The organism is Streptomyces sp. NPDC088732, assembly GCF_044751205.1.
GTDB lineage: Bacteria > Actinomycetota > Actinomycetes > Streptomycetales > Streptomycetaceae > Actinacidiphila.
In genome coordinates, this window is sequence record NZ_JBIVLI010000018.1 from 1 (window position 1) to 25,542 (window position 25,542).

Consider the following 25,542-nt stretch of genomic DNA (forward strand, 5'->3'; position numbering starts at 1 on the left):
GGGGGGGGGGGGGGGGGGGGGGGGGGGGGGGGGGGGGGGGGGGGGGGGGGGGGGGTTTGGGGGGGGGGGGGGGGGGGGGGGGGGGGGCCCCCCCCCCCCCCCGCCCGGAACCCTCGTGATCAGCCGGCGCGAGGCACCGGCACACCACTGGTCAGACGCGCCGGCGCTTCGGCGGGCGGCATCCGTTGTGCGGGGTCGGCGTGACGTCCTGGATCGAGCCGACCTCCAGGCCGGTGGCCTGGAGCGAGCGGATCGCGGTCTCGCGGCCGGAGCCCGGGCCCTTGACGAACACATCGACCTTGCGCATGCCGTGCTCCTGCGCGCGACGCGCGGCCGACTCGGCGGCCATCTGCGCGGCGAACGGAGTCGACTTGCGCGAGCCCTTGAAGCCGACGTGGCCGGCGGAGGCCCAGGAGATCACGTTGCCGGACGGGTCCGTGATCGAAACGATGGTGTTGTTGAACGTGCTCTTGATGTGCGCGTGGCCGTGAGCGACGTTCTTCTTTTCCTTGCGGCGCACCTTCTTGGCAGCGCCCTGACGACCCTTGGGGGGCATCTACTAACTCCTACGGGAGGTGGTCGGTCCTACAGCGAAGACCGCTGACGAGCGTCCGCTGAGGACTACTTCTTGCCCGGCTTCTTCTTGCCGGCGATGGCGCGACGCGGGCCCTTGCGGGTGCGGGCGTTGGTGTGGGTGCGCTGGCCGTGGACCGGCAGGCCGCGACGGTGGCGCAGACCCTGGTAGCAGCCGATCTCGACCTTGCGACGGATGTCCGCCTGGATCTCGCGACGGAGGTCACCCTCGGTCTTGATGTTGGCGTCCACGTACTCGCGGATCTTGACCAGGTCCTCTTCGTCCAGGTCGCGAACGCGGGTGTTCGGGTTCACGCCCGTGGCGGCGAGGGTCTCCTGGGCGAGAGTGCGCCCAATGCCGAAGACGTAGGTGAGGGCGACCTCCACGCGCTTTTCGCGCGGGATGTCAACACCTGAAACGCGTGCCATTCAATGGCTCCTGTTGGTGTTCGGGGGTCTTCCGCAGCCCCACTCCTGACCGCCGTACGAGGTACGGATCAGGTCCCCGGCCCCCGGCCGGAGGTGTCGTCAGCCGCGAGGGGCTCGACGGGCGCTGCGTATGTACGAGTTGCTTGCGTCGCGCGAAGAACTGCGAAGTGCAGGTCGGTGTGCGTCAGCCCTGGCGCTGCTTGTGGCGCAGGTTGTCGCAGATGACCATGACCCGACCGTGACGGCGGATCACCTTGCACTTGTCGCAGATCTTCTTGACGCTCGGCTTGACCTTCATGGGATGTCAGGTTCTCCGGGTCGTGAGATCTACTTGTAGCGGTAGACGATCCGTCCGCGCGTGAGGTCGTAGGGAGACAGCTCCACAACGACTCGGTCATCCGGGAGGATACGGATGTAGTGCATCCGCATCTTGCCGCTGATGTGCGCGAGGACCTTGTGACCGTTCTGCAGCTCCACCTTGAACATAGCGTTCGGCAGAGATTCGATCACAGTGCCTTCGATCTCAATGGCGCCTTGCTTCTTGGCCATGTCCTGCTTTCGGGATCGGCTACCTTGGTCGGCTTTTGGCATGCCTGAAGACATACGTGAGCCGACGTGTCAGTCTACGCCAGGCATCCGCGAAAGACGAATCCGGGGTGTATGCCCCCGAATGAAGATCATTAAGCAAGCGGGTCGGGCGCCGCCGTGACCCCGAACTCCGCCAGCCTGGCCTTGCCGCCGTCCTCGGCGGTCAGGACCAGCGGACCCTGCTCGGTCACGGCGACCGAGTGCTCCCAGTGCGAGGCCCAGGTGCCGTCGGTGGTGACCACCGTCCACTGGTCCTCGAGCACCCGGGTGTGCGGGGTGCCCAGGCTGACCATCGGCTCGATGGCCAGGCACATGCCCGGCACCAGCTTCGGCCCGCGGCCCCGGCCGCGCTCGACGTAGTTCAGCACGTGCGGCTCCATGTGCATGGCAGAGCCGATGCCGTGGCCGCCGTAGCCCTCGACGATCCCGTACTTGCCCTTGGGGGGCAGCGGCTGCCGGCGGATGTAGGACTCCACTCCGCGGCTGATGTCCTGGAGCCGGTTGTTCTTCTTCACCTGGGCGATGCCGGACCACATCGAGCCCTCGGTGGTCGCGCTCAGCTGCAGCAGTTCCGGGGCGACCGCACCGACCGGGACGGTGATCGCGGCGTCGCCGTGCCAGCCGTCGACGATCGCGCCGCAGTCGATGGAGATCAGATCGCCCTCCTGCAGCACCCGCCCGCCGGGGATGCCGTGCACGACCTCGTCGTTCACCGACGCGCAGATGACCCCGGGGAACCACAGACCGCCGTGGTCGGCCTTGAAGTTGGAGGTGGCACCGTGGTCGGCGATCACCTTGGCCGCGATCTCGTCCAGATCGCCGGTGCTCACCCCGGGCGCGACCGCGTCGCGGCACGCCTTGAGCGCCGCCGCGACGACCAGCCCCGCGGCGCGCATCTTCGCGATCTGCTCGGGGGTCTTGATCTCCACCATCGGCTCTGGCCTTCCTCAGTGCAGCGATTAGCTCAACGGTACGGCCGCGGCGTCCTCCCGGACACCGCGGCCGTAACGGACTTCTACGGGTTCAGGCGGCGCTGTCGCCCGTGGTCTTCTTGACCCCCAGGGCTTCCATCGCCCGCTGGGTGACCTCGGAGACCTTGCCCAGGGCCGAGATCGTGCGGACCAGGCCCTGCTGCTTGTAATAGTCGATGATCGGCTCGGTCTTGCTGTGGTACTCCTCGAGCCGTACCCGGACCTTCTCCTCGGTGTCGTCCGAGCGCTGGTAGAGCTCGCCACCGCACTCGTCGCAGACACCATCGGCGGCCGGAGGGTTGTAGACCACGTGGAAGACGTGGCTCCCGTCCTTGCGGCACAGCCGGCGACCGGCGATCCGCTTGACGACCTCTTCCTCGGGCACTTCGAGGTCCAGGACGGCGTCCAGCGCTATCCCGTTCTCGGCGAGGATCGTGTCGAGCGCCTGGGCCTGGCCCACGTTCCGCGGGAAGCCGTCCAGCAGGAAGCCGTTCCCGGCGTCCGGCTGCAGCATGCGGTCCTGGGCCATGCCGATGGTGATCTCGTCGGGAACCAGCCGGCCGGCGTCCATGTACTCCTGGGCCTTGCGGCCCAGCTCCGTGCCCTGGCTGATGTTCGCCCGGAAGAGGTCGCCCGTGGAGATGTGCGGGATCGACAGGTTCCTGGCAAGGTACGCGGCCTGCGTACCCTTGCCGGCCCCGGGGGGCCCGACGAGGACAATGCGCATCAGCGGAGGAACCCTTCGTAGTTACGCTGCTGAAGCTGGCTCTCGATCTGCTTCACGGTTTCCAGGCCGACACCCACGATGATCAGGATGCTCGTCCCGCCGAACGGGAAGTTCTGGTTCGCGTTGAACAGCACCAGCGCCACAGTGGGCACCAGGGCGATCAGACCCAGGTACATCGCGCCCGGCCACGTGATGCGGTTGAGCACGTAGCTGAGGTACTCCGCGGTGGGTCGACCAGCCCGGATGCCCGGGATGAACCCACCATACTTCTTCATGTTGTCCGCGACTTCCTCGGGGTTGAACGAGATGGCCACGTAGAAGAAGGCGAAGAAGACGATCAGCAGGAAGTACGTGACGATGTAGACCGGGTGATCGCCCTTGACCAGGTTGTCCCTGACCCAGTTTGCCCACGTTGAGGTGGATCCGCTGAACTGGACGACCAGTGACGGGATGTACAGGAGCGATGACGCGAAGATGACGGGAATCACACCCGCCTGGTTCACCTTCAGCGGGATGTAGGTGGACGTACCGCCGTAGGAACGGCGGCCGATCATGCGCTTGGCGTACTGCACGGGAACCCGGCGCTGCGCCTGCTCCACGAAGACCACCAGGGCCACCATCGCCAGGCCGACGAGGATGACCGCGCCGAACTCGACCCAGCCGTCCGCGATCTTGCCGGACTTCTTGATCGCCCAGAGGGCGCCGGGGAAGCCGGCCGCGATGGACAGGAACATCAGGATCGACATGCCGTTGCCGATACCGCGGTCGGTGATCAGCTCGCCCAGCCACATGATGAACGCGGTACCCGCGGTCATCGTGATGACCATCGTGACCGTCGTGAAGATCGACTGGTTCGGGACGATGCTGAAGCGCTCGGTGCATCCCTGGAACAGGCTGCCGGAGCGGGCGGTCGCCACCAGGCCGGTGCCCTGCAGGACCGCGAGGGCCACCGTCAGGTAACGGGTGTACTGCGTGATCTTGGTCTGGCCGGCCTGACCCTCCTTCTTGAGGGCCTCGAGCCGGGGGATGACCACGGTCAGCAGCTGCAGGATGATGCTCGCCGTGATGTACGGCATGATCCCGAGCGCGAAGATGGTCAGCTGAAGGAGCGCGCCGCCGCTGAAGAGGTTCACCAGGCCGAAGAGACCCTGGCTACCCTGCACCTCCTTGATGCACTGGTTCACGACCTGGTAGTCGATCCCCGGGATCGGGATGTGCGCACCCAGCCGGAACAGCACCATGATGCCCAGCGTGAACAGCAGCTTCTTGCGCAGGTCGGGCGTCCTGAACGCCCGGGCGAACGCGGTGAGCACGGTGCCTCCTGCGCCCCCCGCTTCTTGGGCGGGAGGTAACGGTTGAACAGCAACGAATACGAGTGTGGTCCCAGACCCGCGTCAGCACACAGGCTTCACGAGACTAGCAGCGTCTGCCACCTTACCGGCGCAGGACCATCGCTTGGAATGAACAACCGGGGATGCTCCGCACAATGTGCGGAACATCCCCGGTCGGGTGTTGCATCACTCTCAGACGAGCTCGGTGACCGAGCCGCCCGCAGCGGTGATCTTCTCCTTGGCGGAGCCGGAGACCGCGTCAACGGAAACCTGCAGCGCGACGGAGACCTCGCCGGTGCCGAGCACCTTGACGAGCTGGTTCTTGCGCACCGCGCCCTTGGCGACCAGATCGGCCACCGTGACCTCGCCACCCTCGGGGTAGAGCGCGGTCAGCTTGTCCAGGTTCACGACCTGGAACTCGGTGCGGAAGGGGTTCTTGAAGCCCTTCAGCTTCGGCAGACGCATGTGGAGGGGCATCTGCCCACCCTCGAAGCGCGCCGGAACCTGGTAACGGGCCTTGGTGCCCTTGGTACCACGACCGGCCGTCTTGCCCTTGGACGCCTCACCACGACCCACACGGGTCTTGGCGGTCTTGGCACCGGGGGCCGGACGGAGGTTGTGGACCTTCAGCGGGTTCGACGTGTTGTCGGTTCCCATGTCAGTCGACCTCCTCGACCGTGACGAGGTGGCGGACGGTGTGGACCATGCCGCGGATCTCCGGGCGGTCCTCCTTGACCACGACGTCGTTCAGCCGCTTCAGGCCGAGCGAACGCAGGGTGTCACGGTGGTTCTGCTTGCTGCCGATGTACGACTTGACCTGCGTGACCTTGAGGCGAGCCATTACGCACCCACCCCAGCACGCGCCCGGAGCAGAGCCGCGGGAGCCACGTCCTCCAGGGGCAGGCCACGGCGGGCGGCGATCTCCTCGGGGCGCTGCAGGCCCTGAAGAGCGGCCACCGTGGCGTGCACGATGTTGATCGCGTTGTCGGAGCCGAGCGACTTCGACAGAACGTCGTGGATGCCGGCGCACTCCAGAACGGCGCGCACCGGACCACCGGCGATCACACCCGTACCGGGAGAAGCAGGCTTGAGCAGGACAACGCCCGCGGCCTTCTCGCCCTGGATGGGGTGGGGGATGGTGCCCTGGATGCGGGGGACCTTGAAGAAGTGCTTCTTGGCCTCCTCAACGCCCTTGGCGATGGCGGCCGGCACCTCCTTGGCCTTGCCGTAACCGACACCCACGGTGCCGTCACCGTCGCCCACCACGACCAGCGCGGTGAAGCTGAAGCGACGACCACCCTTCACAACCTTGGCGACGCGGTTGATCGCGACAACGCGCTCAACGTACGCGGTCTTCTCGGCAGCAGCTGCGCCGCCGTCACGGCCCTTCCGGTCCCGCCGCTCGCCGCCACCGGCACCGCCACCGCGGCGCTGGGGTCCAGCCATTGGATTACCTCTCTCTGTTTCCGCTAGCTACGGAACCGGCTCAGAAACCGAGCCCGGCTTCGCGGGCGGCGTCGGCAAGGGCGGCAATGCGCCCGGCGTACCGGTTGCCACCACGGTCGAACACGACGGTCTCGACACCGGCCGCCTTGGCGCGCTCGGCGACCAGCTGGCCGACCTTCTTCGCCTGCTCGGTCTTGTCGCCCTCGACACCACGGATCGAGGTGTCCAGGTGCGACGCCGAGGCCAGCGTGTGGCCCTTGAGGTCGTCGATGACCTGCGCCGTGATACCGCGGTTGGACCGGGTCACGACCAGGCGCGGACGCGCCTCGGTGCCCGAGACACGCTTGCGGACCCGGATGTGGCGGCGCTTCTTGGCCGCGCCCTTGTAAGCATCGCCCTTGGCGATCTTCACACCGTATGCCATGGCTTACTTACCCGCCTTTCCGACCTTGCGGCGGATGACTTCGCCCTCGTACTTGACGCCCTTGGCCTTGTACGGGTCGGGCTTCCGCAGCTTGCGGATGTTCGCGGCGACCTCGCCGACCTTCTGCTTGTCGATGCCCTCGACCGAGAACCGGGTGGGGTTCTCGACCTTGAAGGAGATGCCCTCGGGGGCCTCGACAAGGATCGGGTGGCTGTAGCCCAGGGCGAACTCCAGGTTGGAGCCCTTCGCCTGGACGCGGTAGCCGACACCGCTGATCTCGAGCTTCTTCACGTAGCCCGCGGTCACGCCGGTGATCATGTTCGCCACCAGCGTGCGGGACAGGCCGTGCAGGGCCTTGTTCTGACGCTCGTCGTTCGGGCGCGACACCTGCAGGGTGCCGTCCTCGCCCTTGGCGATGTCGATCGGCGCGGCAACGGTGTGGGTCAGGGAACCCTTGGGGCCCTTCACCGAGACCGTCCGGCCATCGATGGTGACGTCCACGCCGGCGGGAACCGGGATGGGCAGCCGTCCAATTCGCGACATGGCTTTACCTCCGTTTCCCGACTACCAGACGTAGGCGAGGACTTCCCCACCCACGCCCTTCTTGTTCGCCTGCTTGTCGGTGAGGAGCCCGTGGGAGGTGGAGATGATCGCCACGCCCAGGCCGCCGAGCACCTTCGGCAGGTTGGTGGACTTTGCATAGACCCGCAGACCGGGCTTGCTGATGCGCTTGATGCCGGCGATCGAGCGCTCGCGGTTCGGACCGAACTTCAGCTCGAGAACGAGGGCCTTGCCGACCTCGGCGTCCTCGACCTTCCAGCCGGTGATGTAACCCTCCTGCTGGAGGATCTCCGCGATGTGCGACTTGATCTTGCTGAACGGCATGGTGACGTCATCGTGGTACGCGGAGTTCGCGTTCCGCAGACGTGTCAGCATGTCTGCGATCGGGTCAGTCATGGTCATGTGATGGCCTTAGGCCTCTCTCGCCGGGGTTTCCTATCTGCGCCATCCCTCTCCCCCACTCAGACTGGGGACGGGTGCGGCGCGGGGACCTACGGCGTAGTAAGACGGTCATGGGCGACGAGCGCCCAACCCTTCTACCTTACGGTATGCGGGGCTGGGCTCCCGCCGTCCTTGATGCTCACCGAGAGTCCCGGCACAACCCAGAAGGGTTGTTACCAGGAGCTCTTGGTCACGCCCGGCAGCTCGCCGCGGTGCGCCATCTCACGAAGGCACACACGGCACAGGCCGAACTTGCGGTACACGGAGTGCGGACGGCCGCAGCGCTGGCAGCGCGTGTAGCCACGCACGCCGAACTTGGGCTTGCGGGCGGCCTTCGCGATAAGAGCCTTCTTCGCCACGGCTCACGCCTCCTTGAACGGGAAGCCGAGGTGACGAAGGAGCGCGCGGCCCTCAGCGTCGTTGGTCGCCGTGGTCACCACGGTGATGTCCATACCCCGGGTGCGGTCGATCTTGTCCTGGTCGATCTCGTGGAACATGACCTGCTCCGTGAGACCGAAGGTGTAGTTGCCACGGCCGTCGAACTGCTTCGGCGACAGGCCGCGGAAGTCGCGGATGCGCGGAAGCGCGAGCGACAGCAGCCGGTCCAGGAACTCCCACATGCGGTCACCGCGGAGGGTGACGTGGGCGCCGATCGGCTGACCCTCACGCAGCTTGAACTGCGCGATGGACTTCCGGGCCTTGGTGACGGCCGGCTTCTGGCCGGTGATCGTGGTGAGGTCGCGGATCGCGCCCTCGATCAGCTTGGAGTCGCGGGCGGCGTCGCCCACACCCATGTTGACCACGATCTTGGTGAGACCGGGGATCTGCATGACGTTCTCGTACTGGAACTCGTCACGCATCTTGCCCGCGATCTCCTCGCGGTAGCGCGCCTTCAGACGCGGCTTCACGTGCGTCGTGTCGGTGGTAGTCATCAGATGTCCTCACCGGTCCGCTTCGCAACGCGGATCTTGTTGCCCTCGTCGTCGAAGCGGTAGCCGACGCGAGTGACGACCTTGTTGCCGTCCTTCTCCACGACCAGCTGGACGTTGGAGACGTGGACGGGGGCCTCGGTCGTGATGATGCCGCCGGTCTTCGAACCGCGGTCCGTCTGGCCGGCCTTCGTGTGCTTCTTGACCCGGTTGACACCTTCGACCAGGACACGGTCCTCAGTGGGGTAGGCCGCGATGACCTTGCCCTGCTTGCCCTTGTCCTTGCCGGTGATGACCTGGACCAGGTCGCCCTTCTTGATCTTCATCGGTTACAGCACCTCCGGCGCGAGCGAGATGATCTTCATGAACTTCTTCTCGCGCAGCTCCCGGCCCACGGGGCCGAAGATGCGGGTGCCGCGGGGGTCACCGTCGTTCTTGAGGATGACGGCCGCGTTCTCGTCGAAGCGGATGTACGAGCCGTCGGCACGGCGGCGCTCCTTGACGGTGCGCACGACGACCGCCTTGACGACGTCGCCCTTCTTCACGTTGCCACCGGGGATCGCGTCCTTGACGGTGGCGACGATGACATCACCGATTCCCGCGTAGCGGCGACCTGAGCCGCCGAGCACACGGATGCAAAGGATTTCCTTCGCACCAGTGTTGTCGGCGATGCGGAGTCGCGACTCCTGCTGGATCACGTCTATCTCCTGATCGTCTGCCGGTTCCCGCAGGATCCTTGCGGATCACTCTGCGAGCCTGGCGGAACCGTCCTGCGGGATGTTCCCCGCAGGAATTGCTGACCGGCTCCGGACCGGCCGCGTGCGAACACGCGGCCGATCCGGCTGCCGGCGGGTGTTACTTGGCCTTCTCGAGGATCTCGACGACGCGCCAGCGCTTGCTCGCGGACAGCGGCCGGGTCTCCATGAGGAGGACACGGTCGCCGATGCCCGCGGCGTTCTGCTCGTCGTGCGCCTTGAGCTTGTTGGTGCGGCGGATGACCTTGCCGTAGAGGGCGTGCTTGACACGGTCCTCGACGGCGACCACGACGGTCTTGTCCATCTTGTCGCTCACCACGAGACCCTCACGGGTCTTGCGGTCGCCGCGCTGCTCGCTGCTCTCAGTCACATTCTTCTCGCTCATCAGGCGTTCTCCACCGTCTCGATGCCGAGCTCACGCTCACGCATGAGGGTGTAGATCCGGGCGATGTCCTTGCGGACGATCTTCAGCCGGGAGTTGTTCTCGAGCTGTCCGGTGGCCGCCTGGAAGCGGAGGTTGAACAGCTCCTCCTTGGCCTCACGCAGCTTGCCGACGAGTTCCTCGTCGCCCAGCTGACGCAGCTCGGTCGCCTTGGTACCGGCCGCCATCACAGCTCACCTGCCTCGCGCCGGACGATCCGGCACTTCATCGGAAGCTTGTGGGCAGCTCGGGTGAGCGCCTCACGCGCAACCTTCTCGTTCGGGAAGGACAGCTCGAACATCACCCGACCGGGCTTGACGTTCGCGATCCACCACTCAGGGGAGCCCTTACCGGAACCCATGCGGGTTTCGGCCGGCTTCTTCGTGAGGGGACGGTCCGGGTAGATGTTGATCCAGACCTTGCCGCCACGGCGGATGTGACGGGTGATGGCGATACGAGCGGACTCGATCTGCCGGTTCGTCACGTAGGCCGGGGTCAGGGCCTGGATGCCGTACTCACCGAACGCCAGCTCGGTGCCACCCTTGGCCATGCCATCGCGGTTGGGGTGGTGCTGCTTACGGTGCTTGACCCGACGGGGGATCAGCATGGGGGTCAGGCCTCCGTTCCAGTGGTCTCCGCGGCCGGAGCCTCAGCGGTGGTCGCCTCGGCCTTGGGGGCCTGGGCGTCACCCTGAGGACGACGGCCGCGGCCGCCGCGCTCGCCACCGCGGCGCTGCGGGCGCTCGTTGCCGCCACCGCCGCCGGCGCCGCCGCGGGCCGGGCGGTTGCCGGCACGGGCAGCGGCGTTGTCCGCGCGGACCTCGGCGATGTTCTTGACATTGCCCTTGTAGATCCAGACCTTCACGCCGATACGGCCGAAGGTCGTCTTGGCCTCGAAGAAGCCGTAGTCGACGTTGGCGCGCAGCGTGTGCAGCGGAACGCGACCCTCGCGGTAGAACTCCGAGCGGGACATCTCGGCGCCGCCGAGACGGCCACCGCACTGGATCTTGATGCCCTTGGCGCCGGCCTTCATCGTGCTCTGCATGCTCTTGCGCATGGCACGACGGAAGGAGACGCGGGAGGACAGCTGCTCGGCGACGGCCTGGGCCACCAGCTGAGCGTCCGTCTCCGGGTTCTTGACCTCGAGGATGTTCAGCTGGACCTGCTTGCCGGTCAGCTTCTCCAGGTCGCCGCGGATGCGGTCGGCCTCCGCGCCGCGACGGCCGATGACGATGCCCGGCCGGGCGGTGTGGATGTCGACGCGGACGCGGTCACGGGTGCGCTCGATCTCCACCTTGGAGATGCCGGCCCGCTCCATGCCCTGCGTCATCATCCGGCGGATGGCGACGTCTTCCTTGACGTAGTCCTTGTACAGCTTGTCGGCGTACCACCGGGACTTGAAGTCCGTGGTGATGCCGAGGCGGAACCCGTACGGGTTAACCTTCTGGCCCATTACCGGGTTCCTTCCTTGCTGCTGACGACCACGGTGATGTGGCTGGTCCGCTTACGGATCCGGTAGGCACGACCCTGCGCACGCGGACGGAACCGCTTCAGGGTCGGGCCCTCGTCCACGAACGCCTCGCTGATGTACAGCGACTGGGCGTCGGTGTGGTCGTAGTTGTGCGCGGCGTTGGCAATGGCGCTGTCGAGCACCTTGCCCACCGGCACGCTCGCGGCCTGCGGGGCGAAACGCAGGACCGCCTGAGCCTCCGTGGCACTCATGCCACGGATGAGGTCCACCACGCGGCGGGCCTTCATGGGCGTGACGCGGATGTACCGCGCCTGGGCCCTGGCTTCCATGGTTGTCCCTTCGGTGTCTGTCTTTGTCGTCACTTTTCCGCTCCGCAGGTCAGCGACGACGCGACTTGCGGTCGTCCTTCTCGTGGCCGCGGAAGGTGCGGGTCGGCGCGAACTCGCCGAGCTTGTGGCCGACCATCGACTCGGTGACAAACACCGGGACGTGCTTACGGCCGTCGTGCACCGCGATCGTGTGGCCCAGCATCGCCGGGATGATCATCGAGCGGCGGGACCAGGTCTTGATGACGTTGTGGGTACCGGCCTCGTTCTGAACGTCCACCTTCTTGATCAGGTGGTCGTCGACGAAGGGCCCCTTCTTGAGACTGCGCGGCATCTAAACCCGCTCCTAGCGCTTCTTGTTCGTCTTGCGGCGGCGGACGATGTACTTGCTGCTGGCCTTCTTCGGCGAGCGAGTACGACCTTCCTTCTGACCCCACGGGCTGACCGGGTGGCGACCACCGGAGGTCTTGCCCTCACCACCACCGTGCGGGTGGTCGACGGGGTTCATGGCCACACCGCGGACGGTCGGGCGGACGCCCTTCCAGCGCATACGGCCGGCCTTGCCCCAGTTGATGTTCGACTGCTCGGCGTTGCCGACCTCACCGATGGTGGCGCGGCAGCGGACGTCGACCAGGCGGACTTCACCGGACGGCATGCGAAGGGTGGCCATGGAGCCCTCCTTCGCCAGCAGCTGCACCGAAGAGCCCGCGGAACGGGAGATCTTCGCGCCGCCGCCGGGACGCAGCTCGATGGCGTGCACCGTCGTACCGACCGGGATGTAGCGCAGCGGCAGGTTGTTGCCCGGCTTGATGTCGGCCCCGGGGCCGTTCTCGATCCGGTCACCCTGGCTCAGCTTGGCCGGGGCCAGGATGTAGCGCTTCTCGCCGTCCGCGTAGTGCAGGAGCGCGATGCGCGCGGTGCGGTTGGGGTCGTACTCGATGTGCGCGACCTTGGCCGGCACGCCGTCCTTGTCGTGACGACGGAAGTCGATCACGCGGTAGGCGCGCTTGTGGCCACCACCCTGGTGGCGAACGGTCACACGACCGGCGTTGTTACGGCCGCCCTTGCTGTGCAGGGGGCGGACCAGCGACTTCTCCGGCGTGGACCGCGTGACCTCGACAAAGTCGGCGACGCTGGAGCCACGACGGCCCGGGGTCGTCGGCTTGTACTTGCGGATACCCATTTCTCAGTCCTCGGAATATTCCGGACTTCGACACGTACCGGTCCCCGTTAGGAGACCGGGCCGCCGAAGATGTCGATGCGGTCGCCCTCGGCGAGGGTCACGATGGCGCGCTTGGTGTCCTTGCGCTTGCCGAAACCGGTCTTGGTGCGCTTGCGCTTGCCCTGACGGTTGATCGTGTTGACCCCGGTGACCTTGACCGAGAAGACCGCCTCGACGGCCTGCTTGATCTGGGTCTTGTTCGCGCGCGGGTCGACGACGAACGTGTACTTGTTCTCGTCCAGCAGCGCGTAGCTCTTCTCGGAGACCACCGGCTTGACCAGGATGTCACGGTGGTCCGTGAAGGTCCGGCTGGTGATCGCGGTCTGCTCGGCCATCAGGCGTCGCTCCCTTCGGTCTCGGCGGCGCCGTTACCGATGAAGCGGTCGAAGGCGGCCTTGGTGAAGACCACGTCGTCGGAGACGAGCACGTCGTACGTGTTCAGCTGGCCGGCCTCCAGGATGTGCACCTGGGGCAGGTTGCGCGCGGACAGCCACGCGGCCTCTTCGGCGCGGTCGGCGACGAGCAGCACGTTCTTGCGGTCGCTGATCTTGCCCAGCAGCACCTTGGCGGCCTTCGTCGACGGGGACTCGCCCTCGATGACGCCGGTCACGACGTGGATGCGGTTGTGACGCGCCCGGTCGGTGAGGGCACCGCGCAGGGCGGCGGCCTTCATCTTCTTCGGGGTCCGCTGCGAGTAGTCACGCGGCACGGGACCGTGCACGACGCCACCACCGGCGAACTGCGGGGCGCGGGTCGAACCCTGACGGGCGCGGCCGGTGCCCTTCTGGCGGTACGGCTTCTTGCCGCCACCGCGGACCTCGCCACGCGTCTTGACCTTGTGCGTGCCCTGACGGGCGGCGGCCAGCTGCGCCACGACGACCTGGTGGATCAGCGGGATGCTGACCTTCGCGTCGAAGATCTCGCCCGGGAGCTCAAGGGTCCCGGTCTTGTCGCCGGCGGGCGACAGAATGTCAATGGTGCTCATGTCCTCAGGCCCCCTTGGCCGCGGTGCGGACCAGGACGAGGCCGCCGTTCGGGCCGGGAACCGCGCCCTTGATGAGCAGCAGGCCCTTCTCCGCGTCAACGGCGTGAATGGTCAGGTTCTGGGTGGTGACCCGCTCGTTGCCCATGCGGCCCGCCATGCGCATCCCCTTGAACACACGGCCCGGGGTGGCGCAGCCACCGATGGAACCGGGAGAGCGGTGCTTGCGCTGGGTGCCGTGACCGGCGCCGAGGCCCTTGAAGTTGTGACGCTTCATGACACCGGCGAAGCCCTTGCCCTTGCTCTTGCCGGTGACGTCCACCTTCACGCCGGCCTCGAAGAGCTCGGCGGTGATCTCCTGGCCGAGGCTGTACTCGGCGGCGTCGGAGGTGCGGAGCTCCACCAGGTGGCGGCGGGGGGTCACGTCGGCCTTGGCGAAGTGGCCCTTGAGGGGCTTGTTCACCTTGCGCGGGTCGATCTCGCCGAAGGCGATCTGGACCGACTCGTAACCGTCGACCTCGTTCGTACGGACCTGGGTCACGACGTTCGGACCGGCCTTGACCACGGTCACCGGGACGACACGGTTGTTCTCGTCCCAGACCTGGGTCATGCCGAGCTTCTCGCCCAGGATGCCCTTGATCTGCTTAGCCATCTGTTCCGCGCCTCTCAGAGCTTGATCTCGATGTCAACGCCGGCCGGAAGGTCCAGGCGCATCAGCGAGTCAACGGTCTTGGGCGTCGGGTCGAGGATGTCGATCAGGCGCTTGTGCGTGCGCATCTCGAAGTGCTCGCGCGAGTCCTTGTACTTGTGCGGCGACTTGATGACGCAGTACACGTTCTTCTCAGTGGGCAGCGGCACCGGGCCCGCGACCTGCGCACCAGTACGCGTCACCGTCTCGACGATCTTCTTCGCCGAAGAGTCGATGACCTCGTGGTCGTAGGCCTTGAGCCGGATGCGGATCTTCTGTCCCGCCATGGCTACTTCGTAGTCCTGTCTAGTAGTAACGCTCTGGAACTCGGTGGTTCGACCGTCTTCTCCGACCCACGCGGTCGGGCGTGTCGCGCCCCTTCTTGTAAATCTCCGCATGGCGGAGACCCTCAGGGAGGGGATACGTGGGAGAAGACACCCACCGAGCGCCTGGTGAGCACCCCGCTGACACTTCCCGGAAGATTCCCGTACGTCCGCCACCCCGCCTGGGGCGGAGAGTGACGACGAGTACTGTGGGACTCGCTTCCGGTCCTCCCGACGGGAGGCGCGCAACATCGGCGCTCGACCGAGCAACCCGGCTAGTCTGCCATACCGGACGTGCCGGACGCCAATCGGGCCGGGTAGCTTACCCCGCCCGCGCCGGACTCCAAACCCGCCCCCGGGCCCGGGTCACAGGCCCCCGGTGTACAGCAGCAGCCGCGGTGTCCCGGCGGGCAGCTGCGCGGGCACGTCCGGCGTGGCGTTCGCGGTCAGCCAGGCTGCCAGGGCGGCCGTCGGCACGTCGCCGTGGGTGTCCTTGTAGAGCGCGGCGACGCCGGTGACATGGGGCGCCGCCATGGACGTGCCGCTCATCCTCGTGAAACCGCCGCCCCGGGCGGCCGAGGTGATGTTCGTGCCCGGCGCGTTGATGTCCACGCACGGGCCCCAGTTGCTGAACTCCGCCTTGCGGTCGGACTCGTCGACGGCGGCGACGGTGTACGCGTCCGGGGCCCCCGCCGGCGAGGTACCGCAGGCGTCGGTGTCGCCGTTGCCCGCCGCGACGACCGGGAAGACCCCGGCCGCGGCCAGCCCCTCGACCGCCCGCTCCGAGGCCTCCGTGTGCGGCCCGCCGACGGACAGGTTGGCGACGGCCGGCTTCACGGCGTGCTCCGCCACCCAGTTGACGCCCGCCACGACCGAGGCGATCGAACCGCTCCCGTCGCAGCCCAGCACCCGCACCGACACCAGGCGGGTGCCGCGGGCCACGCCCGAGTGCGCGCCGCCGACCGTCCCGGCGACATGGGTGCCGTGGCCGTTGCAGTCCACGCCGTCCCGGCCGTCCCCCACGACGTCGTAGCCGGACACCGCCCGCCCGCCGAACTCCTCGTGCCCGAAGTCGATACCGGTGTCGATGATGTACGAGGTGACCTTGGCGCCGGTCGCGCGCACCGAGAAGCCGGTCGCGCCCGCCTCCCGGTGGTTGATCCGGGCCAGGCCCCACGAGACGTCGTCGGCGAAGGTCGTCACCGCCCGCGGCCGGGGCACCGTCACCACCGCGTCCTGCTCCACCGCCCGCACACCGGGCACCGTGCGCAGCTCCGTGACCTGCCGGTCGGTCAGCCTGGCCGCGAAGCCCAACAGGGCGCTGGTGTACGTGAACATGGGCGCCGCGCCCACCTCCCGCACAACCGACCGCGGGTCCGTGCCGGCCGCCAGGGTCACCAGGTACTGCCCCGCGATACCGCCCTCAGCGGCCATCCTGAGCGGCGCCGGGGCCGGGGGCGGCGCCACCGCCCCGGAGGTGCCTGCCGGGACGGCGAGAGAGGCCGTGAGGGCTGCGGCGACGGCCGCGAGCCGGCGCGGGGATATGCGCATGCGGGGGGCTCCAGGACTCGTACGGGTGTGCACCGAACGCAATCATTCGTAACACCCGGTCACCGGACCCCGCCCGCCCGGAGCGCCATTGGTGGTACCCGGCCGCCGCCTGCCGCCGGCACAACACCGAGGGCCCCGGCCCACCGCTCACGCGGTGGGCCGGGGCCCTCGTACAGCTCGCCTACGGCAAGCGGCAGATCGCCGGGATCCTTACTTCAGGATCTTGGTGACCTGGCCGGCGCCGACGGTCCGGCCACCCTCGCGGATGGCGAACTTCAGGCCCTCCTCCATGGCGATCGGCTGGATCAGCGCGACCGTCATGGCGGTGTTGTCGCCCGGCATGACCATCTCGGTGCCCTCGGGGAGGGTCACGACGCCGGTCACGTCCGTGGTACGGAAGTAGAACTGCGGGCGGTAGTTGTTGAAGAACGGGGTGTGACGGCCACCCTCGTCCTTCGACAGGATGTAGGCCTGGGCCTCGAAGTCGGTGTGCGGCGTGACCGAACCCGGCTTGATGATGACCTGGCCGCGCTCGACGTCCTCGCGCTTGATGCCGCGGAGCAGCAGACCGACGTTCTCACCGGCCTGGCCCTCGTCGAGCAGCTTGCGGAACATCTCGATGCCGGTGACCGTGGTGGTGGTCTTCTCGGTCTTGATGCCGATGATGTCGACGGTCTCGTTGACCTTGAGGACACCACGCTCGATGCGGCCGGTGACGACGGTGCCACGACCGGTGATCGTGAAGACGTCCTCGATCGGCATCAGGAACGGCTTGTCGACGTCGCGCTCGGGGGTGGGGATGGCCTCGTCCACGGCGGACATGAGGCCGAGGAGCTTCTCGCCCCACTCCTTGTCGCCCTCGAGGGCCTTGAGCGCGGAGACGCGCACGACCGGCAGGTCGTCGCCCGGGAACTCGTACTCGGAGAGCAGCTCGCGGACCTCGAGCTCGACGAGCTCCAGGATCTCCTCGTCGTCCACCATGTCGGCCTTGTTCAGGGCGACGACGATGTAGGGAACGCCGACCTGGCGGGCCAGGAGCACGTGCTCCTTGGTCTGCGGCATCGGGCCGTCGGTGGCGGCGACCACGAGGATGGCGCCGTCCATCTGCGCGGCACCGGTGATCATGTTCTTGATGTAGTCCGCGTGACCCGGGCAGTCGACGTGGGCGTAGTGACGCGCCTCGGTCTGGTACTCGACGTGCGCGATGGAGATGGTGATACCGCGCTGGCGCTCCTCGGGAGCCTTGTCGATCTGGTCGAAGGCCGAGGCCTCGTTCAGGTCCGGGTACGCGTCGTGCAGCACCTTGGTAATGGCGGCCGTGAGGGTCGTCTTACCGTGGTCGATGTGACCGATGGTGCCGATGTTGACGTGCGGCTTAGTCCGCTCGAACTTCGCCTTCGCCACTGGGGTCCTCCTGTGAAGTGGTTCTGGTACGCCTTACTTCATCGGCGCCAGGTGATCTTTGCTGGGTTGCGGGCGGCCGGGGTACCCGACGCTCCCCTTGCGGTTTGCGGCGGAATACCCCGAAGCCTCCCGGTCAAGCCTACGGCGTGTGCGCAGCGTGAAGAACTGCGGTTACTCGCCCTTGGCCTTCGCGATGATCTCCTCGGCGACGTTCTTGGGAACCTCGGCGTAGGAGTCGAACTGCATCGAGTAGCTTGCGCGACCCGACGTCTTGCTGCGGAGGTCGCCGACGTAGCCGAACATCTCCGACAGCGGGACCAGGGCCTTGACGACGCGGGCGCCGGCGCGCTCCTCCATGGCCTGGATCTGGCCACGGCGGGAGTTGATGTCGCCGATGACGTCGCCCATGGACTCCTCGGGCGTGGTGACCTCGACGGCCATCATCGGCTCGAGCAGCACGGGGCTCGCCTTGCGCGCGCCCTCCTTGAAGGCCTGCGAACCGGCGATCTTGAACGCCAGCTCGGAGGAGTCGACCTCGTGGTAGGCACCGTCGAGAAGGATGATGCGGACGCCCACCATTTCGTAGCCGGCCAGGATGCCGAACTTCATGGCCTCCTGCGCACCCGCGTCCACCGACGGGATGTACTCGCGGGGGATGCGGCCACCGGTGACCTGGTTGACGAACTCGTAGTTGGCGTCGCCACCCTCGAGAGGCTCGATGGCGATCTGGACCTTCGCGAACTGGCCCGTACCACCGGTCTGCTTCTTGTGGGTGTAGTCGATCCGCTCGACCTTCTTGCGAATGGTCTCGCGGTACGCCACCTGCGGCTTGCCGACGTTGGCCTCGACCTTGAACTCACGGCGCATGCGGTCGACCAGCACCTCGAGGTGCAGTTCGCCCATACCGCCGATGATGGTCTGGCCGGTCTCCTCGTCCGAGTGGACCTGGAAGGAGGGGTCCTCCTCCGCGAGACGCTGGATGGCGACACCCAGCTTCTCCTGGTCGCCCTTGGACTTGGGCTCGATCGCGACCTGGATGACCGGCGCCGGGAAGTCCATGGACTCCAGGATCACCGGGTGCTTCTCGTCGCTCAGCGTCTCACCGGTGGTGGTCTGCTTCAGGCCCATGACGGCGACGATGTCGCCGGCGCCCACCGACTCGATCTCCTCACGCTTGTTCGCGTGCATGCGGTAGATCTTGCCGATGCGCTCCTTGCGGCCCTTCACGGAGTTCAGCACGGCGGTGCCGGACTCCAGACGGCCGGAGTACACGCGGACGAAGGTGAGCTTGCCGAGGTGCGGGTCGCTCATGATCTTGAACGCCAGCGCCGACAGCGGCTCCTCGTCGGACGGCTTGCGCTTGACGACCTCCTCCGCGTTGCCGACCGCGTGGCCCTCGATGGCCTCGACGTCCAGCGGGGAGGGGAGGTAGCGCACGACCGCGTCGAGCAGGGGCTGCACGCCCTTGTTCTTGAAGGCGGTGCCGCAGAAGACCGGGGTGACGGTGACGCCGTCGCCCTTGCCGGAGTTGATGGTGACGCGGCGGATGGCCGCGTACAGCTGCTCCTCGGTGGGCTCAGTGCCCTCCAGGTACAGCTCCATCATCTCTTCGTCGTTCTCGGCGACGGCCTCGAGCATCTTGCCGCGCCACTCGTCGGCCGCCTCGGTGTGCGTGGCCGGGATGTCGACGACGTCGTACATCTCGCCCTTGGTCGCTTCCGCGGACCAGACCAGGGCCTTCATGCGGACCAGGTCCACAACGCCCTTGAAGTCGGCCTCGGCACCGATCGGCAGCTGCATGACGATCGCCGTCGCGCCCAGCCGGTCCTTGATCATGTCGACGCAGCGGTGGAACTCCGCGCCGGTACGGTCAAGCTTGTTGACGAAGCAGATACGCGGCACGCCGTAGCGGTCCGCCTGACGCCACACGGTCTCGGACTGCGGCTCGACACCGGCGACACCGTCGAACACCGTCACGGCACCGTCGAGCACGCGCAGCGAACGCTCCACCTCGACGGTGAAGTCGACGTGGCCCGGCGTGTCGATGATGTTGATCGTGTGGTCGACGTTGTCCATCGGCCAGTGACAGGTGGTCGCGGCAGACGTGATCGTGATGCCGCGCTCCTGCTCCTGCTCCATCCAGTCCATCGTGGCAGCGCCGTCGTGGACCTCACCGATCTTGTACGAGACACCGGTGTAGAACAGGATCCGCTCGGTGGTCGTCGTCTTGCCCGCGTCGATGTGGGCCATGATCCCGATATTGCGGACCCTGGCCAGGTCAAGTGAAGTGGTAGCCATAAGGCTTCAGTCTTCTCTCGGTTCTCGATGGGGTAGCGACTACCAGCGGTAGTGCGCGAAGGCCTTGTTGGACTCGGCCATCTTGTGGGTGTCCTCGCGGCGCTTGACCGCGGCACCCAGACCGTTGCTGGCGTCCATCAGCTCGTTCATCAGACGCTCGGTCATGGTCTTCTCGCGGCGCGCGCGGGAGTAACCCACGAGCCAGCGCAGCGCCAGGGTGTTGGCACGACCGGGGCGGACCTCGATCGGGACCTGGTAGGTCGCACCACCGACACGGCGGGACTTGACCTCCAGGGAGGGCTTGACGTTCTCCAGGGCGCGCTTGAGCGTGATGACCGGGTCCTGGCCGGTCTTCTCGCGCAGGCCCTCGAGGGCGCCGTACACGATGCGCTCGGCGGTGGAGCGCTTCCCGTGCAGGAGGATCTTGTTGACGAGCGACGTCACCAGAGGAGAACCGTAGACCGGGTCGATGATGACCGGGCGCTTCGGGGCGGGGCCCTTACGAGGCATTCTTACTTCTCCTTCTTGGCGCCGTAGCGGCTGCGGGCCTGCTTGCGGTTCTTGACACCCTGGGTGTCAAGCGAACCGCGGATGATCTTGTAGCGAACACCCGGCAGGTCCTTCACACGGCCACCACGCACGAGCACGATGGAGTGCTCCTGCAGGTTGTGACCCTCACCCGGGATGTAAGCGGTGACCTCGATGCCGCTGGTCAGTCGCACACGGGCGACCTTGCGCAGGGCAGAGTTCGGCTTCTTCGGGGTGGTCGTGTAGACGCGCGTGCAGACGCCGCGGCGCTGCGGGGAACCCTTCAGCGCGGGCGTCTTGTTCTTCTCGACCTTGTCCTGCCGGCCCTTTCGGACCAGCTGCTGGATCGTAGGCACCGTTTCTCCGGTTTCTGTGTGCCGATCTCGATACTTCTAACCTGGGGTTTCCCCGACCCACGCGGTCGGGTGTGTCGCGAGCCCCATACGCTTCCCACCGAAACGGAAAGTGCGTATTGTCGGCGTGTCGCGGCGTTCGGCCTCGGAATCCCGCACGGACAAGTGCACGCGCAGGAACCCGGGCACACCCCAGGCACAAGGTCAGAGCGTACCCAGCGCACCCGCTCCGGTCAAAACAAATGGGATTTCGCTCCGTCGCGCCCGGTATGTCCCCGTCTGTCAAGGGCCGCCGGGTGACGTGACCTCGTTGGCCACCACGGACACGAGCACCACCACGAGCACCGTCACGAGCAGCAGCAGCGCCGTCACGACATAGCCCAGCACCAGGCCGCCCAGCGCCAGCCCGTCTCCCTGCTCACCCGTACGGCGGATCTCCCGGCGCGCCAGGTGACCCAGCACGATCGCCGGCAGGGCGGTGAGCCCCAGGAACACTCCGCCTATGCCGCAGATCAGCGCGGCGAGGGCCTTGGCGTTGACGCCGGGCGGCGGCACCGGCCGCGGCCGCGGGATGTCCAGCACCAGGACGTCCAGTTCACCGTAAGTACGCGACTCGTACGCGCGCCCGATGCGCTCCTCGTACTCCTGGAGCGTCAGCCGTCCCTCGGTGTACGCGTCCTTGAGCACTTCCACCGTCCGCTCGCGAGCGGCATCACCGGCAAGCACCGTCGCACCACCTCCCCGATCCGCTCCGTCCTCCCATAGTGCCCGAAGACGGGCGCGGACGGCCGAAGGGCGGCCACCCCCGTGAGGGTGACCGCCCTTCGGCGTGATGACGTGGACGTCAGCCGTTGTACGGGCCGTAGTCGTAGTCCTCCAGCGGAACGGCCTGGCCGGAGCCGGTGCCGAACGGGCTGTAGTCGATGTCGTCGTAGCCGACGGCCGAGTACATCGCGGCCTTGGCCTCCTCGGTCGGCTCGACCCGGATGTTGCGGTAACGGGACAGACCCGTACCGGCCGGGATGAGCTTGCCGATGATGACGTTCTCCTTCAGGCCGAGCAGGGAGTCGGACTTGGCGTGGATCGCCGCGTCCGTCAGAACCCTGGTCGTCTCCTGGAAGGAGGCGGCCGACAGCCAGGACTCGGTCGCCAGCGAGGCCTTGGTGATACCCATCAGCTGCGGACGGCCGGAGGCCGGGTGGCCACCCTCCGCCACGACCCGACGGTTCTCGGTCTCGAAGCGGCCGCGCTCGACCAGCTCGCCCGGCAGCAGCTCCGCGTCGCCGGACTCGATGATCGTCACCCGGCGGAGCATCTGCCGGATGATGATCTCGATGTGCTTGTCGTGGATCGACACACCCTGCGAGTTGTAGACCTTCTGGACTTCCCCGACCAGGTGGACCTGCACGGCCCGCTGACCCAGGATGCGCAGCACGTCGTGCGGGTTGGTGGCACCCACGGTCAGCTTCTCGCCGACCTCGACGTGGTCGCCCTCGCCGACCATCAGACGGGCACGCTTGGAGATCGGGTAGGCGATCTCCTCGGAGCCGTCGTCCGGGGTGATGACGATCTTCTTGGTCTTCTCGGTCTCCTCGATGCGGATGCGGCCGGCCGCCTCCGAGATCGGGGCGACACCCTTGGGCGTACGGGCCTCGAAGAGCTCGACGACACGCGGCAGACCCTGGGTGATGTCGTCACCGGCCACACCACCGGTGTGGAAGGTACGCATCGTCAGCTGGGTGCCGGGCTCACCGATGGACTGGGCGGCGATGATGCCGACCGCCTCGCCGATGTCCACCAGCTTGCCGGTCGCGAGCGAACGGCCGTAGCACATCGCGCAGGTGCCCACCGCGGACTCGCAGGTCAGGACCGAGCGGGTCTTGACCTCGGAGACACCGTTGTGGATGAGCTGCTCGATGAGCACGTCGCCCAGGTCGGTGCCGGCGGTGGCCAGGACACGCCCGTCCACCACGACGTCCTCGGCGAGGCAGCGCGCGTACACGCTGGTCTCGACGTCGTCCGTCTTGCGCAGCGAGCCGTCCTCGGAGCGCTCGGCGATCGCCAGCTTGAGGCCGCGGTCGGTGCCGCAGTCCTCCTCGCGGATGATGACGTCCTGGGAGACGTCCACCAGACGACGAGTCAGGTAACCCGAGTCGGCGGTGCGCAGAGCGGTGTCGGCCAGACCCTTACGGGCACCGTGGGTGGAGATGAAGTACTCCAGCACGGTCAGGCCCTCACGGAACGAGGCCTTGATGGGACGCGGGATGGTCTCGTTCTTGGCGTTGGACACCAGGCCACGCATACCCGCGATCTGACGCATCTGCATCATGTTTCCACGGGCACCCGAGTCGACCATCATGAAGATCGGGTTGGTCTTCGGGAAGTTCTCGCGCATGGCCTCGGCGACGTCGTTGGTCGCCTTCGTCCAGATCGCGATGAGCTCCTGCGTGCGCTCGTCCTTGGTGATCAGACCACGCTCGTACTGCTTCTGGACCTTCTCGTCCTGCGCCTCGAAGCCGGCGATGATCCCCTTCTTCGCCTCGGGAACGACGATGTCGGAGATGGCCACGGTGACGCCGGAACGGGTCGCCCAGTGGAAGCCCGCCGCCTTCAGGTTGTCGAGCGTCGCCGCCACGATGACCTTCGGGTAGCGCTCGGCGAGATCGTTGACGATCTCGGAGAGCTGCTTCTTGCCCACCGGGTAGTCCACGAACGGGTAGTCCTCGGGCAGCAGCTCGTTGAAGAGCGCACGCCCCAGGGTCGTGTTCAGCCGGAAGGAGTCGCCGATCTGCCAGGGCTCCTCGCCCTCCACGTCCGCCGGCGGGGTCCAGCCACGCGGCGGGACGGTGCCGATCGGGAAGCGGATGTCGATCCGCGACTGCAGCGACAGCTCGCGGGCGTCGAAGGCCATGATCGCCTCGGCGGACGAGCCGAACGCCCGGCCCTCACCCTTGAGCTCGCGCTCCTCCGCGTCCGTGGTGAGGAAGAACAGACCCAGGACCATGTCCTGCGTCGGCATCGTCACCGGACGGCCGTCGGCGGGCTTGAGGATGTTGTTCGAGGACAGCATCAGGATGCGGGCCTCGGCCTGCGCCTCCGCGGACAGCGGCAGGTGCACGGCCATCTGGTCGCCGTCGAAGTCCGCGTTGAACGCGGTGCAGACGAGCGGGTGGATCTGGATGGCCTTGCCCTCGACCAGCTGCGGCTCGAAGGCCTGGATGCCCAGGCGGTGCAGGGTCGGCGCACGGTTCAGCAGCACCGGGTGCTCGGCGATGACCTCTTCGAGCACGTCGTACACGACCGTGCGGCCGCGCTCGACCATGCGCTTGGCCGACTTGATGTTCTGCGCGTGGTTGAGGTCCACCAGGCGCTTCATCACGAACGGCTTGAAGAGCTCCAGCGCCATGGCCTTCGGCAGACCGCACTGGTGCAGCTTGAGCTGCGGGCCGACGACGATGACCGAACGGGCCGAGTAGTCGACGCGCTTGCCGAGCAGGTTCTGACGGAACCGGCCCTGCTTGCCCTTGAGCATGTCGGACAGCGACTTCAGCGGACGGTTGCCGGGGCCCGTGACCGGGCGGCCGCGGCGGCCGTTGTCGAAGAGCGCGTCGACGGCCTCCTGGAGCATGCGCTTCTCGTTGTTCACGATGATCTCGGGGGCACCGAGGTCGAGGAGGCGCTTGAGGCGGTTGTTGCGGTTGATGACGCGGCGGTACAGGTCGTTCAGGTCGGAGGTCGCGAAGCGGCCACCGTCCAGCTGCACCATCGGACGCAGGTCCGGCGGGATCACCGGGACGCAGTCCAGCACCATGCCCTGCGGCTTGTTGGTGGTCTGCAGGAAGGCGGAGACGACCTTGAGACGCTTGAGCGCACGGGTCTTCTTCTGGCCCTTGCCGGTACGGATGATCTCGCGGAGCTTGGCGGCCTCCTCGTCCAGGTCGAAGGACTCCAGGCGCTTCTGCAGCGCCGCGGCACCCATCGAACCCTGGAAGTAGGTGCCGAAGCGCTCCCGCAGCTCGCGGTAGAGCAGCTCGTCACCCTCCAGGTCCTGGACCTTGAGGTTCTTGAAGCGGGACCACACCTCGTCGAGCCGGTCCAGCTCGCGCTGGGCGCGGTCGCGCAGCTGCTTCATCTCACGCTCGGCGCCCTCGCGCACCTTGCGGCGCACGTCGGACTTGGCGCCCTCGGCCTCCAGCTCGCCGAGGTCGGCCTCGAGCTTCTTCTGCCGGGACTCGATGTCCGCGTCACGGCGCTGCTCGACCTGCTGGCGCTCGACGGAGACCTGGGCCTCCAGCGAGGGCAGGTCGCGGGTGCGCCGCTCCTCGTCCACCCACGTGATCATGTAGGCGGCGAAGTAGATGACCTTCTCCAGGTCCTTCGGGGCGAGGTCGAGCAGGTAGCCCAGCCGCGACGGAACGCCCTTGAAGTACCAGATGTGGGTCACGGGAGCGGCCAGCTCGATGTGGCCCATCCGCTCACGACGCACCTTGGCGCGAGTGACCTCGACGCCGCAGCGCTCGCAGATGATGCCCTTGAAGCGGACACGCTTGTACTTGCCGCAGTAGCACTCCCAGTCCCGGGTGGGGCCGAAGATCTTCTCGCAGAAGAGCCCGTCCTTTTCCGGCTTCAGGGTGCGGTAGTTGATGGTCTCCGGCTTCTTGACCTCGCCGTGAGACCACTGCCTGATGTCGTCCGCGGTCGCAAGGCCGATCCGCAGCTCGTCGAAGAAGTTGACGTCGAGCACTTTGTCGTCAATCCCTCTTTCGGGGTCGAAAGTCAAACATGTCTGAACGGTCCGGGG

35 protein-coding genes are annotated in these 25,542 nt (G+C 67.1%); all 35 read right to left on the reverse strand.

Annotated features, from left to right (window positions below; all coding sequences use genetic code 11):
* Positions 1-151 precede the first annotated feature (151 nt).
* Positions 152-556 (reverse strand): 30S ribosomal protein S11, encoded by a 405-nt coding sequence (gene rpsK / locus ACIP9H_RS27965; RefSeq protein ID WP_003956432.1) that lies wholly within the window; start codon positions 554-556, stop codon positions 152-154.
* A 65-nt stretch (positions 557-621) separates the two neighbouring features.
* Positions 622-1,002 (reverse strand): 30S ribosomal protein S13, encoded by a 381-nt coding sequence (gene rpsM, locus ACIP9H_RS27970; RefSeq protein ID WP_089226450.1) that lies wholly within the window; start codon positions 1,000-1,002, stop codon positions 622-624.
* Positions 1,003-1,186: 184 nt separating this feature from the next.
* On the reverse strand, positions 1,187-1,300 hold the full coding sequence (gene rpmJ, locus ACIP9H_RS27975) for a 50S ribosomal protein L36 (protein WP_003956441.1): 114 nt from the start codon (positions 1,298-1,300) through the stop codon (positions 1,187-1,189).
* 29 nt (positions 1,301-1,329) lie between these two features.
* Positions 1,330-1,551 carry a translation initiation factor IF-1 gene (gene infA / locus ACIP9H_RS27980; RefSeq protein WP_003956442.1) on the reverse strand — a complete coding sequence of 74 codons (222 nt, stop codon included), beginning with the start codon at positions 1,549-1,551 and terminating at the stop codon, positions 1,330-1,332.
* Between the two features lie 131 nt (positions 1,552-1,682).
* Positions 1,683-2,522: a type I methionyl aminopeptidase gene (map, locus tag ACIP9H_RS27985; protein WP_401596936.1), complete on the reverse strand. Its 840-nt coding sequence runs from the start codon at positions 2,520-2,522 to the stop codon at positions 1,683-1,685.
* 91 nt (positions 2,523-2,613) lie between these two features.
* Positions 2,614-3,288 carry an adenylate kinase gene (locus tag ACIP9H_RS27990; RefSeq protein ID WP_401596933.1) on the reverse strand — a complete coding sequence of 225 codons (675 nt, stop codon included), beginning with the start codon at positions 3,286-3,288 and terminating at the stop codon, positions 2,614-2,616.
* The gene (secY, locus tag ACIP9H_RS27995; RefSeq protein ID WP_360902476.1) at positions 3,288-4,601 is read right to left on the reverse strand and encodes a preprotein translocase subunit SecY; all 1,314 of its coding nucleotides are present in this window, start codon (positions 4,599-4,601) and stop codon (positions 3,288-3,290) included. The genes ACIP9H_RS27990 and secY overlap by 1 nt, the downstream gene beginning before the upstream one ends.
* 210 nt (positions 4,602-4,811) lie before the next feature.
* Positions 4,812-5,276, reverse strand: a complete 465-nt coding sequence (gene rplO / locus ACIP9H_RS28000; RefSeq protein ID WP_401596931.1) for a 50S ribosomal protein L15 — start codon at positions 5,274-5,276, stop codon at positions 4,812-4,814.
* A 1-nt stretch (position 5,277) separates the two neighbouring features.
* A complete protein-coding gene (gene rpmD / locus ACIP9H_RS28005) occupies positions 5,278-5,460 on the reverse strand; it encodes a 50S ribosomal protein L30 (protein WP_018558884.1) in 183 nt (60 codons plus the stop codon).
* Positions 5,460-6,065: a 30S ribosomal protein S5 gene (gene rpsE / locus ACIP9H_RS28010; protein ID WP_319658494.1), complete on the reverse strand. Its 606-nt coding sequence runs from the start codon at positions 6,063-6,065 to the stop codon at positions 5,460-5,462. Before rpsE ends, rpmD begins: the two co-directional genes overlap by 1 nt.
* Before the next feature lie 40 nt (positions 6,066-6,105).
* On the reverse strand, positions 6,106-6,489 hold the full coding sequence (gene rplR / locus ACIP9H_RS28015) for a 50S ribosomal protein L18 (protein ID WP_401596926.1): 384 nt from the start codon (positions 6,487-6,489) through the stop codon (positions 6,106-6,108).
* Positions 6,490-6,492: 3 nt separating this feature from the next.
* Positions 6,493-7,032 (reverse strand): 50S ribosomal protein L6, encoded by a 540-nt coding sequence (rplF, locus tag ACIP9H_RS28020; protein ID WP_401596924.1) that lies wholly within the window; start codon positions 7,030-7,032, stop codon positions 6,493-6,495.
* 21 nt (positions 7,033-7,053) lie between these two features.
* Positions 7,054-7,452, reverse strand: coding sequence for a 30S ribosomal protein S8 (gene rpsH / locus ACIP9H_RS28025; protein ID WP_401596922.1), 399 nt, complete (start codon positions 7,450-7,452; stop codon positions 7,054-7,056).
* A gap of 212 nt (positions 7,453-7,664) precedes the next feature.
* Positions 7,665-7,850, reverse strand: a complete 186-nt coding sequence (locus ACIP9H_RS28030) for a type Z 30S ribosomal protein S14 (RefSeq protein WP_003948630.1) — start codon at positions 7,848-7,850, stop codon at positions 7,665-7,667.
* Between the two features lie 3 nt (positions 7,851-7,853).
* Positions 7,854-8,423, reverse strand: coding sequence for a 50S ribosomal protein L5 (gene rplE, locus ACIP9H_RS28035; protein ID WP_360902492.1), 570 nt, complete (start codon positions 8,421-8,423; stop codon positions 7,854-7,856).
* Positions 8,423-8,746, reverse strand: coding sequence for a 50S ribosomal protein L24 (rplX, locus tag ACIP9H_RS28040; protein WP_360902495.1), 324 nt, complete (start codon positions 8,744-8,746; stop codon positions 8,423-8,425). Before rplX ends, rplE begins: the two co-directional genes overlap by 1 nt.
* A 3-nt stretch (positions 8,747-8,749) precedes the next feature.
* Complete coding sequence (rplN, locus tag ACIP9H_RS28045; protein ID WP_360902498.1) at positions 8,750-9,118, reverse strand: 50S ribosomal protein L14; 369 nt, start codon at positions 9,116-9,118, stop codon at positions 8,750-8,752.
* A 157-nt stretch (positions 9,119-9,275) separates the two neighbouring features.
* Positions 9,276-9,560, reverse strand: coding sequence for a 30S ribosomal protein S17 (gene rpsQ / locus ACIP9H_RS28050; protein WP_401596917.1), 285 nt, complete (start codon positions 9,558-9,560; stop codon positions 9,276-9,278).
* The gene (gene rpmC, locus ACIP9H_RS28055; protein ID WP_319658486.1) at positions 9,560-9,784 is read right to left on the reverse strand and encodes a 50S ribosomal protein L29; all 225 of its coding nucleotides are present in this window, start codon (positions 9,782-9,784) and stop codon (positions 9,560-9,562) included. The genes rpsQ and rpmC overlap by 1 nt, the downstream gene beginning before the upstream one ends.
* The gene (gene rplP / locus ACIP9H_RS28060) at positions 9,784-10,203 is read right to left on the reverse strand and encodes a 50S ribosomal protein L16 (RefSeq protein WP_360902502.1); all 420 of its coding nucleotides are present in this window, start codon (positions 10,201-10,203) and stop codon (positions 9,784-9,786) included. Before rplP ends, rpmC begins: the two co-directional genes overlap by 1 nt.
* Before the next feature lie 5 nt (positions 10,204-10,208).
* Entirely contained in the window at positions 10,209-11,048 is an 840-nt protein-coding gene (gene rpsC / locus ACIP9H_RS28065) for a 30S ribosomal protein S3 (protein ID WP_401596912.1), read from the reverse strand.
* Positions 11,048-11,395 (reverse strand): 50S ribosomal protein L22, encoded by a 348-nt coding sequence (rplV, locus tag ACIP9H_RS28070; RefSeq protein WP_018558874.1) that lies wholly within the window; start codon positions 11,393-11,395, stop codon positions 11,048-11,050. Before rplV ends, rpsC begins: the two co-directional genes overlap by 1 nt.
* 49 nt (positions 11,396-11,444) lie before the next feature.
* Complete coding sequence (rpsS, locus tag ACIP9H_RS28075; protein ID WP_018558873.1) at positions 11,445-11,726, reverse strand: 30S ribosomal protein S19; 282 nt, start codon at positions 11,724-11,726, stop codon at positions 11,445-11,447.
* Positions 11,727-11,738: 12 nt separating this feature from the next.
* The gene (gene rplB / locus ACIP9H_RS28080; RefSeq protein WP_360902510.1) at positions 11,739-12,575 is read right to left on the reverse strand and encodes a 50S ribosomal protein L2; all 837 of its coding nucleotides are present in this window, start codon (positions 12,573-12,575) and stop codon (positions 11,739-11,741) included.
* Between the two features lie 47 nt (positions 12,576-12,622).
* Complete coding sequence (gene rplW / locus ACIP9H_RS28085) at positions 12,623-12,949, reverse strand: 50S ribosomal protein L23 (RefSeq protein WP_319139009.1); 327 nt, start codon at positions 12,947-12,949, stop codon at positions 12,623-12,625.
* On the reverse strand, positions 12,949-13,599 hold the full coding sequence (gene rplD, locus ACIP9H_RS28090) for a 50S ribosomal protein L4 (protein ID WP_401596906.1): 651 nt from the start codon (positions 13,597-13,599) through the stop codon (positions 12,949-12,951). Before rplD ends, rplW begins: the two co-directional genes overlap by 1 nt.
* 4 nt (positions 13,600-13,603) lie before the next feature.
* Positions 13,604-14,248: a 50S ribosomal protein L3 gene (gene rplC / locus ACIP9H_RS28095; protein WP_401596904.1), complete on the reverse strand. Its 645-nt coding sequence runs from the start codon at positions 14,246-14,248 to the stop codon at positions 13,604-13,606.
* Positions 14,249-14,262: 14 nt separating this feature from the next.
* Positions 14,263-14,571 carry a 30S ribosomal protein S10 gene (gene rpsJ, locus ACIP9H_RS28100; protein ID WP_014144312.1) on the reverse strand — a complete coding sequence of 103 codons (309 nt, stop codon included), beginning with the start codon at positions 14,569-14,571 and terminating at the stop codon, positions 14,263-14,265.
* A gap of 402 nt (positions 14,572-14,973) precedes the next feature.
* The gene (locus ACIP9H_RS28105) at positions 14,974-16,158 is read right to left on the reverse strand and encodes a S8 family peptidase (protein ID WP_401961438.1); all 1,185 of its coding nucleotides are present in this window, start codon (positions 16,156-16,158) and stop codon (positions 14,974-14,976) included.
* 210 nt (positions 16,159-16,368) lie between these two features.
* Positions 16,369-17,562, reverse strand: a complete 1,194-nt coding sequence (gene tuf, locus ACIP9H_RS28110; protein ID WP_319658478.1) for an elongation factor Tu — start codon at positions 17,560-17,562, stop codon at positions 16,369-16,371.
* Between the two features lie 171 nt (positions 17,563-17,733).
* A complete protein-coding gene (gene fusA / locus ACIP9H_RS28115; protein WP_401596898.1) occupies positions 17,734-19,860 on the reverse strand; it encodes an elongation factor G in 2,127 nt (708 codons plus the stop codon).
* A gap of 39 nt (positions 19,861-19,899) precedes the next feature.
* Positions 19,900-20,370 carry a 30S ribosomal protein S7 gene (gene rpsG, locus ACIP9H_RS28120; RefSeq protein WP_018558864.1) on the reverse strand — a complete coding sequence of 157 codons (471 nt, stop codon included), beginning with the start codon at positions 20,368-20,370 and terminating at the stop codon, positions 19,900-19,902.
* 2 nt (positions 20,371-20,372) lie between these two features.
* Positions 20,373-20,744, reverse strand: a complete 372-nt coding sequence (rpsL, locus tag ACIP9H_RS28125; RefSeq protein ID WP_014144289.1) for a 30S ribosomal protein S12 — start codon at positions 20,742-20,744, stop codon at positions 20,373-20,375.
* A 279-nt stretch (positions 20,745-21,023) separates the two neighbouring features.
* The gene (locus tag ACIP9H_RS28130; RefSeq protein ID WP_401961441.1) at positions 21,024-21,467 is read right to left on the reverse strand and encodes a DUF1707 and DUF4190 domain-containing protein; all 444 of its coding nucleotides are present in this window, start codon (positions 21,465-21,467) and stop codon (positions 21,024-21,026) included.
* 118 nt (positions 21,468-21,585) lie between these two features.
* The gene (locus ACIP9H_RS28135; protein ID WP_401596894.1) at positions 21,586-25,485 is read right to left on the reverse strand and encodes a DNA-directed RNA polymerase subunit beta'; all 3,900 of its coding nucleotides are present in this window, start codon (positions 25,483-25,485) and stop codon (positions 21,586-21,588) included.
* Between the last annotated feature and the right edge of the window lie 57 nt (positions 25,486-25,542).

Coding starts and splice junctions, on each gene's coding strand:
- rpsK (WP_003956432.1), bottom strand. CDS start 556: ATGCCCCCCAAGGGTCGTCAGGGCGCTGCCAAGAAGGTGCGCCGCAAG.
- rpsM (WP_089226450.1), bottom strand. CDS start 1,002: ATGGCACGCGTTTCAGGTGTTGACATCCCGCGCGAAAAGCGCGTGGAG.
- rpmJ (WP_003956441.1), bottom strand. CDS start 1,300: ATGAAGGTCAAGCCGAGCGTCAAGAAGATCTGCGACAAGTGCAAGGTG.
- infA (WP_003956442.1), bottom strand. CDS start 1,551: ATGGCCAAGAAGCAAGGCGCCATTGAGATCGAAGGCACTGTGATCGAA.
- map (WP_401596936.1), bottom strand. CDS start 2,522: ATGGTGGAGATCAAGACCCCCGAGCAGATCGCGAAGATGCGCGCCGCG.
- ACIP9H_RS27990 (WP_401596933.1), bottom strand. CDS start 3,288: ATGCGCATTGTCCTCGTCGGGCCCCCCGGGGCCGGCAAGGGTACGCAG.
- rplO (WP_401596931.1), bottom strand. CDS start 5,276: ATGGGAACCGACAACACGTCGAACCCGCTGAAGGTCCACAACCTCCGT.
- rpmD (WP_018558884.1), bottom strand. CDS start 5,460: ATGGCTCGCCTCAAGGTCACGCAGGTCAAGTCGTACATCGGCAGCAAG.
- rpsE (WP_319658494.1), bottom strand. CDS start 6,065: ATGGCTGGACCCCAGCGCCGCGGTGGCGGTGCCGGTGGCGGCGAGCGG.
- rplR (WP_401596926.1), bottom strand. CDS start 6,489: ATGGCATACGGTGTGAAGATCGCCAAGGGCGATGCTTACAAGGGCGCG.
- rplF (WP_401596924.1), bottom strand. CDS start 7,032: ATGTCGCGAATTGGACGGCTGCCCATCCCGGTTCCCGCCGGCGTGGAC.
- rpsH (WP_401596922.1), bottom strand. CDS start 7,452: ATGACCATGACTGACCCGATCGCAGACATGCTGACACGTCTGCGGAAC.
- rplE (WP_360902492.1), bottom strand. CDS start 8,423: ATGACTACCACCGACACGACGCACGTGAAGCCGCGTCTGAAGGCGCGC.
- rplX (WP_360902495.1), bottom strand. CDS start 8,746: ATGAAGATCAAGAAGGGCGACCTGGTCCAGGTCATCACCGGCAAGGAC.
- rpsQ (WP_401596917.1), bottom strand. CDS start 9,560: ATGAGCGAGAAGAATGTGACTGAGAGCAGCGAGCAGCGCGGCGACCGC.
- rpmC (WP_319658486.1), bottom strand. CDS start 9,784: ATGGCGGCCGGTACCAAGGCGACCGAGCTGCGTCAGCTGGGCGACGAG.
- rplP (WP_360902502.1), bottom strand. CDS start 10,203: ATGCTGATCCCCCGTCGGGTCAAGCACCGTAAGCAGCACCACCCCAAC.
- rpsC (WP_401596912.1), bottom strand. CDS start 11,048: ATGGGCCAGAAGGTTAACCCGTACGGGTTCCGCCTCGGCATCACCACG.
- rplV (WP_018558874.1), bottom strand. CDS start 11,395: ATGGAAGCCAGGGCCCAGGCGCGGTACATCCGCGTCACGCCCATGAAG.
- rpsS (WP_018558873.1), bottom strand. CDS start 11,726: ATGCCGCGCAGTCTCAAGAAGGGGCCCTTCGTCGACGACCACCTGATC.
- rplB (WP_360902510.1), bottom strand. CDS start 12,575: ATGGGTATCCGCAAGTACAAGCCGACGACCCCGGGCCGTCGTGGCTCC.
- rplW (WP_319139009.1), bottom strand. CDS start 12,949: ATGGCCGAGCAGACCGCGATCACCAGCCGGACCTTCACGGACCACCGT.
- rplD (WP_401596906.1), bottom strand. CDS start 13,599: ATGAGCACCATTGACATTCTGTCGCCCGCCGGCGACAAGACCGGGACC.
- rplC (WP_401596904.1), bottom strand. CDS start 14,248: ATGGCTAAGCAGATCAAGGGCATCCTGGGCGAGAAGCTCGGCATGACC.
- rpsJ (WP_014144312.1), bottom strand. CDS start 14,571: ATGGCGGGACAGAAGATCCGCATCCGGCTCAAGGCCTACGACCACGAG.
- ACIP9H_RS28105 (WP_401961438.1), bottom strand. CDS start 16,158: ATGCGCATATCCCCGCGCCGGCTCGCGGCCGTCGCCGCAGCCCTCACG.
- fusA (WP_401596898.1), bottom strand. CDS start 19,860: ATGGCTACCACTTCACTTGACCTGGCCAGGGTCCGCAATATCGGGATC.
- rpsG (WP_018558864.1), bottom strand. CDS start 20,370: ATGCCTCGTAAGGGCCCCGCCCCGAAGCGCCCGGTCATCATCGACCCG.